The 6,638-nt window shown below is 58.8% G+C and carries 4 protein-coding genes, 1 tRNA gene and 1 pseudogene; 3 read left to right on the top strand and 3 right to left on the bottom strand.

What is annotated here, in order from left to right; all coding sequences use genetic code 11:
- The first annotated feature begins 34 nt into the window (after nucleotides 1-34).
- A tRNA-Met gene (locus tag HUK82_RS13445) sits at nucleotides 35-111 on the top strand.
- Nucleotides 112-336: 225 nt separating this feature from the next.
- Nucleotides 337-711, top strand: a pseudogene (locus HUK82_RS13440) (integrase core domain-containing protein); the annotation flags it as partial.
- A 290-nt stretch (nucleotides 712-1,001) separates the two neighbouring features.
- Here HUK82_RS13440 and HUK82_RS13435 read toward each other — a convergent pair.
- The 3 genes from HUK82_RS13435 to HUK82_RS13425 are packed head-to-tail and all read right to left on the bottom strand — an operon-like array spanning nucleotide 1,002 to nucleotide 5,272.
- Nucleotides 1,002-2,501 (bottom strand): efflux transporter outer membrane subunit, encoded by a 1,500-nt coding sequence (locus HUK82_RS13435; RefSeq protein ID WP_246495878.1) that lies wholly within the window; start codon nucleotides 2,499-2,501, stop codon nucleotides 1,002-1,004.
- 8 nt (nucleotides 2,502-2,509) lie between these two features.
- Nucleotides 2,510-3,586 carry an HlyD family secretion protein gene (locus tag HUK82_RS13430; RefSeq protein ID WP_176614445.1) on the bottom strand — a complete coding sequence of 359 codons (1,077 nt, stop codon included), beginning with the start codon at nucleotides 3,584-3,586 and terminating at the stop codon, nucleotides 2,510-2,512.
- A gap of 15 nt (nucleotides 3,587-3,601) precedes the next feature.
- On the bottom strand, nucleotides 3,602-5,272 hold the full coding sequence (locus HUK82_RS13425) for an MFS transporter (RefSeq protein ID WP_176614444.1): 1,671 nt from the start codon (nucleotides 5,270-5,272) through the stop codon (nucleotides 3,602-3,604).
- Nucleotides 5,273-5,440: 168 nt separating this feature from the next.
- On the opposite strand from HUK82_RS13425, the gene HUK82_RS13420 reads away from it, so the two are divergent.
- A complete protein-coding gene (locus HUK82_RS13420; RefSeq protein WP_176614443.1) occupies nucleotides 5,441-6,397 on the top strand; it encodes a LysR family transcriptional regulator in 957 nt (318 codons plus the stop codon).
- The last annotated feature ends 241 nt before the right edge of the window (nucleotides 6,398-6,638 follow it).

The raw sequence follows: 6,638 nt of genomic DNA, 5'->3' as shown, positions 1-6,638 counted from the left end.
CTTCAAACCCACTCATACTACACACAATCACCCCCGCGGGGTGGAGCAGCCCGGTAGCTCGTCAGGCTCATAACCTGAAGGTCACAGGTTCAAATCCTGTCCCCGCAACCACGAATTCCGTTTGAAATAAAACGCTTAGCCCGCTCACAGAGCGGGCTTTCTGCGTTCTACCAAGCCAACTGGAATCATATAGGAATCATTCGGGAGAGAAATCTGGCGTAGCAACGATGCGTGGGAGTATCGGTCCGGACGTGAGAGAAGAGGGAAGCGAAGCGGGGGAGAGCAGCGCACAAGATGGCCTCATCGGACGTGATTAGACGGGTGGTGAATGTTGCTGCGAATACGTCGCTGTCAGGCGAACGGCTCGGCCGCGAACTCGACAGGATCGGAGAGCAGCGCGGCTGGCCGCTGATGATCGTCAGCGACAATGGCACCGAGATGACGTCGAACGCGATCCTGGCCTGGCAGGAACAGCGGTCGGTGCTGTGGCACTACATCGCACCGGGAAAGCCGCAGCAGAACGGGTTCGTCGAGAGCTTCAACGGCCGGTTCCGCGACGAATGCCTCAACGAGCATCTGTTCCGCAACCTCGCCCACGCTCGGACGGTCATCGACGCCTGGCAGGCCGACTACAACGCCGTCAGGCCCCACACCAGCCTGAATGGCATGACGCCAGAGGCTTTCGCTCAACACGCCACCAAGGCATACAACAACCCGCAGACCCTAACTCAAAAACGAGGGCATGTTCGGGGCAGCGTCAACAGCGACGCAGTTGGCGTCCCATTGCTAATTGCGCATTTCTGGCCGCGCTGGGGAATGTGGACGCTCGTCGAGGTAGATTGCTTCCTGACCCCAGATGGTGGCCTGAAGGTGGAGGGTGTACCAGTTGGCAAAGGCCCGCCCTCGGTGATGTGACCACCGGCGCGTTATTTGACTATCTAAGCACAAAGCAGTGGGATGGACGACAAGAAGCATCCGCATTGAACACTGCCAACTGGACGTCAGGATTTTTGGGTCCACCCCCCTCCTAGAGACCGGTACAGACGGGCGACGGAAATCGAGACGTTTGCGCTCGACTCAGCCAGAGCGCTCCGGCTTGCCAGAAGGGCATTCTGCGTGGTCAGAACATTGAGGAAGTCTCCGGCTCCCTGAGCATACTGAAGTTGGGCGATATGGACGGCGGTCTCATCTTCCGAGACAGCCTCTTCCAGACGGTTTCGACGTTCCTGCAAGGCGCTCAGATCCGCCATGGAATCATCGACCTCTTCCCATGCTTTCAGAAGCGTACGCTGCAACGCGATCGCGGCTTCCTTTTGCTGGGCGCGGCGCAGATGCAATTGCCCCGTCAGGCGTCCCCCTTCAAACAGGGGTAGCGTCATGGTCGGACCAAACCCGTACTGACGCGATGCCCATGAGCCCAGTCCACTGAACTGCAACGCCTGAATATCCAGACTGCCCGACAGCGTTACGCGCGGGAAAAAATCCGCGACCGCCACGCCGATACTCGCCGTCGCGGCATGGAGGTGGTCTTCTGCCGCCCGCACATCGGGGCGGCGCTCTGCCAGTTCGGAGGGGAGACCGACAGGAATGTCCGCAGGGACTGAGGGGATGATCTGAGACGAACCGAGTCTGTCTTTCAACGCACCCGGCTGTCGTGCCGTCAGAAAGCTCAAGGCGTTCACAAGATGCACTTCCTGACTTTTCAGAACAGGAAGCCGCGCCTCAAAACCATGCATCTGTCCCCGGGAATAGGCGACGTCGAGCTTCGTTGCCGTTCCCTGGGCAAAGCGCAGTTCCGTCAGTTTCACACTGTGCTCTGCAATCGCGATACTCTGCTGCGTGATGCCGACCTGCGCCTGAATATTTCGCAGACTCAGATAATCTTGCGCGGTTTCCGCCATGAGGGAGACCAGCACATCGCGACGCAGTTCTTCGGTTTCATGCATGGCCGCGGTAGCCGCCTCGATCTGTCGCCTGACATGTCCCCAGAAATCGACCTCCCATGACGCACTCAGTCCGTATTGTGGCAGATTGAAAGACGGGTTGCCTTTCGCGCCATCCATTGCTGCCGGTCCAAAGCCCTGCTGACCGCTGGCAATTTCGCCGGGGCTGGCCTGTTGCATGGTTCCTAGAAGGCCGAGAATACCGTTCGTGCTGGCTCGCTCACGGGCATAGGAGGCGGCGCCCTCCATATGGGGCATCTGGGCCGCACTGGCGATCCGTCGTTCTGCCTGGCTTTCCGCGAAATGCAAGCTAGCCTCGCGGAGATCGAGGTTATTGCGCACCACGTCTTCTTCCAGAGCCGTCAGCGTGGGGTCGCGATAGATCCGCCACCATTGCGCATCTACGACGGATGCCTCCTGCGGATGACTGGCTGAGGGAGAAAGGCTTTGATGCCAGTGCGCGGGCGCTTGCGGGTCGGGACGGTGATAGTCCGGTCCCACCGTGCAGGCGGACAGCGCGGTAAGTGCCAGAAGAAGGCAGCGTGAGGGCTGGAACATGGACGATCTCATTTCCAGAGATACCGGACATCATGGGAATGGGTGCCCTCTGGCATGGAGGACGTGTCGATGCGCGCTTCGACCGACATGCCAACACGAATCTTCTCTGCCAGAGGCTGCCCGGGATCGAAGGTCAGCTTGACGGGTACGCGCTGGACCACTTTCGTGAAGTTGCCGGTCGCGTTGTCGGGCTGGATGGCTGCAAAAGCAACACCTGTGGCCGGGGCCAGGCTGTCCACATGTGCTTTGAAGGGATGGCCGGGGAAGGTGTCGACCCATACCGTTGCACTTTGTCCAGTCTGGACCTTCGTAAGCTGCGTTTCCTGAAAATTCGCCAGAACATACGCCTTGCGGACCGGCACCACTGCCAGCAGTCCCGTGCCCGGATGGACATAGGCACCCACACGCACACCGCGCTCACCCACCACACCGTCCACAGGGGCAGGAATGGTGCAGTAGGAGAGATTGAGTTCAGCTTGATGTTCGGTACTTTTTGCTTTCTGCAGTGCGCCCTGTGCCTTTTCAAGCTGTGCCTTCAGCACGGCGACCTGCTGTTCGGCCGTGCTGGTGCCTGCCTTGTCACGTGCAAGAGCTGCAACCGCTTCAAGCTGTCGGGCTTCCGCGCTCTGTTGCTGTTCGATCGTGCTGGCACCACCTGCTGACAGATTGCGATACCGGGCTGCGTTCTGCCGCGCAAAGACAAGCGCCGCCTCGTCGGATTGCACGGTATATTTTGCCGCATCGACGATGGAGCCCTGACGGTCCAGCAGGGCTTGCAGATTGTTCACATCGCCCAGAGCCGCAGCCGTATCGCCACGCGCGCTCTCCAGAGCTGTGCGGTAATCGTCGTCCTCGATATGCGCGAGTTCCTCGCCAGCATGAACATATTCGTTGTCTTCCGCCAGAACGCGGTCAATCCGTCCGGAGACTTTAGGCGCAACAGTCGTGAAATCGGCCGTGACATAAGCGTCATTTGTTTCCTGATGGATGCCGTCGCCTACAAAAAAACGATCGGCCGTCCAGGCGAGGCCGGTTAGCAGGACGACCGCACAGCCGGCCAGGAGAAGAGGTTTTCCATAAATCATGTTGAGGCAGGTCCGTCAGTGCGCGGTGGCGGGGAGGGGGAAGGGTTCTGGATCGGGCTCGCGGGCGGCAGCAGGTATGGCCGGAGCAGGCCCCTTACCGGGCGGATAGACCCGTATAGGCAGCACGGCAGTCAGCGCGACATAGGCGACGCAAATGCACATCACGACAAAGTAGATGTCCACCAGTGCGAGTGTGGTCGACTGCTCGTGCAGATAGGTGTGGAAGATCTGGAGCGTATTGTGCGCCACATGATCGCCGTCAGGCGAACTGTTGCTGATCGCTGCGTGGATCGGATCGCCCATGCCCGACAGCGCGGTGGCGTTGTTGCCTGCCCGGTCCAGCAACATTGTGGAGTGATATTGCTCCCGACGGCGGAGAAGGACCTCGAAAATGGCAGCCGCGAACGCGTTGGCCATACCCTTGAGCATGTTGACCATGCCCGAGATGAAAGGGCCGTCCGCCGGGCCGAGTGACATCGTCGCCAGCATCAGAACCGGGATCACGACCATCGGTTGGCCAAGAATCTGAAGCGCCTGCAGGAGATAGAAATTATCCCGCACCCAGTCGGGGGTCAGCCAGGTACCGAGGAACGCCGCAAGCGCCAGACAGGACATGCCGAATGCCAGAACATAACGGCAGTCTACCCGCGCGGAACTGCAGAGTGCGGCCGTTAGGGGCAACATGACGAGTTGTGGCAGGGCAACGGTCAGCGCAACCGGAGCCGCCTGAATCGGCCGGTATCCCCGCACAGCTTCCAGATATGTCATCGGGACTTCCATCATCAACCCGCAGATGATGAGCACGGCCACAAGGGTCAGCAGCGACATCGTGATGTTGCGGTTTTTCCAGTACTGAAGCCGGAAAAACGGGCTGTGATGGTGCCATTCGTGGAACAGGAACCCCACGAACAGTGCGCCGCCCCAGAACGTCAGGTGTGAAATAACGGGCGAGCGGAACCAGTCCAGCCGGTCCCCCTGATACAGCACCGTCACCACACACAATATGGATGGAACGCCAATGAAGAAACCACGCCAGTTGAAGTTCCGGAACCGTTCGAGATGCACCGGGTCGCGTGGTAGTCCGTAGGCCATCATGGCGATGGCGGCGATGCTGAAGGGAATGACCTCCCAGTACAGCCAGTGCCAGCCGACATGCTCGAACCACATCGCTTCCAGCGGGTCGCCAAGATTGGGGCCGAATGTCGCACTCATCGCATAGCCACCAATGCCGAACACCTTGATGGGCGGCGGGAGGTATTTGAGCATGACCGTCATCAAGATAGGCGGCAGGCATCCCGCACTTAAGCCCTGTGCAGCGCGAAGAAAGCACAGCGAGGTCATGTCCGGCATGAAGGGCAGAGGGAGTGACAGCAGGGCAAGGACGGCTGTCATGAAGATCGAGAAGCGGTAGATCGAGAACGTCATATAGAACCAGGGCGTGAACGCCATGGCCGCAATGTTGAAGGTTTCGTAGATCGAGATGAACCACGTGCCCTCATCGTGTCCGATATGCATCGCACCGCGGATATCGGCGAGTCCGATTTCGGTAATGTGCTCGTTGAACCCGGCGACATGCACGGCCAGCAGCATCCCGAGACAGCCGATAATGGTCTGCATGCCGAAAGGGGGAATGTAAGACGGCTGCGCGGTCGGCGCAGCCGCCGAAGGCGAGGCTGCTGGTTGCATTGCTGGATCTCTTTCTTTGCCCCACAGCCACTATCCAGCGCAGAGAGGTCCGAAAACCCACGTTTGAAGCAGGTGACGTTTCCACTTTCCGTAAGAGTCATAGAAAACCCTTCCGTTTCGGGTTAAAAGCGCGAAACTGCAACGGAAAGCGGCAGGAGACGGAGAGAGATGGCCAAACGGATTGACAGTCACAGACGCTACGATCTCGACCTGCTGCGCTATCTTCAGGTTCTTGTGGAAGAAGAAAGCGTCTCACAGGCAGCGCGCCGGCTAAAGGTGAGCGATGCCGCCATGAGCCGCCATCTCGCAACGCTACGTATCGTGTTTGGAGACCCTATTCTGGTTCTATCCGGGCGCCGGATGATGGCCACGTCCTTCGCCAACCGCATTCGTGACCGGGTCCATAACATCGTGCGTGAGGCCGATGCGCTGGTGAATGATAGCGAGACGCTCAATCTGCGCCATCTTTCACCCCGGTTCACTATACGCGCCAATGACCTTATAGTTGGTGCTTTCGGCCATGCTATTCTGATGGGGCTGAAGCAGGACTGTCCGAATTGCAGCATCGTGTTCTCACCCGAAACCGAAGATCCGGCCAGCGAAGCACTCCGCAGCGGCCGGATTGATCTTTACATCGGTGGCACTGACGATCTGCGCCCTGAGATCATGCGTCAGGCCCTGTTCCTGACGCCATTTCGCGCAATGGTACGGGAAGGACACCCCATTTTTGCGCAAGGCATCACGCCGCAGACTCTCGTGGAATACGATCACATCAGCGTCTCGCGTAAAGGCCGGCTTTACGGCCCGATCGATACCGTTCTTCAGGAGCGTTACGGCCTAGTCAGGCCCATTGCCATCGTGGTGCCGACCTATCATTCCATGATCGAGACCGTGCGTGAGACGGACATGATCCTCCCGCTGCCTGATATCGTAATCGACCGTCTTCCACTATCACAGGTCCAGCTTGCGGCTTTCGACTTCCCGTTCAATCTGCCTCCCGTTGCGACCTTTCAGGCTTGGCATCCCCGTGTAGACTCGGATGGCGTCCATTGCTGGCTGCGTGATACCGTATTGCAAGTTATCCGCCGTGAACTCGTGCGTTTCAGGAGTGAAGGGATAGAGTAAGTCCCAAAAGTGCCTGAATGCGGTGTATTCATGGGACCAACGGTCTTCTTCCCGGCGACGTGCCTCTTAGAGCCTTAGGTTCAGGACCTATTAACTTATTGAACTGAGCGGAGTGTTGTGATTCACCGGCTTACCGGTGGAGGGTGGGCCTGTGAGTGATGTGTTTATGTTATCTGCGAGCCAGATATCGCTTCATCCGGTAGAGCCGTCTGGGCGGAGCCCGAAAGGTTCCACCAATGCG

The sequence above is a fragment of the Ameyamaea chiangmaiensis genome, assembly GCF_013376175.1.
GTDB lineage: Bacteria > Pseudomonadota > Alphaproteobacteria > Acetobacterales > Acetobacteraceae > Ameyamaea > Ameyamaea chiangmaiensis.
This window is presented reverse-complemented; position numbering and strand designations above follow the sequence as displayed.

Coding starts and splice junctions, on each gene's coding strand:
- HUK82_RS13430 (WP_176614445.1), bottom strand. CDS start 3,586: ATGATTTATGGAAAACCTCTTCTCCTGGCCGGCTGTGCGGTCGTCCTG.
- HUK82_RS13435 (WP_246495878.1), bottom strand. CDS start 2,501: ATGTTCCAGCCCTCACGCTGCCTTCTTCTGGCACTTACCGCGCTGTCC.
- HUK82_RS13425 (WP_176614444.1), bottom strand. CDS start 5,272: ATGCAACCAGCAGCCTCGCCTTCGGCGGCTGCGCCGACCGCGCAGCCG.
- HUK82_RS13420 (WP_176614443.1), top strand. CDS start 5,441: ATGGCCAAACGGATTGACAGTCACAGACGCTACGATCTCGACCTGCTG.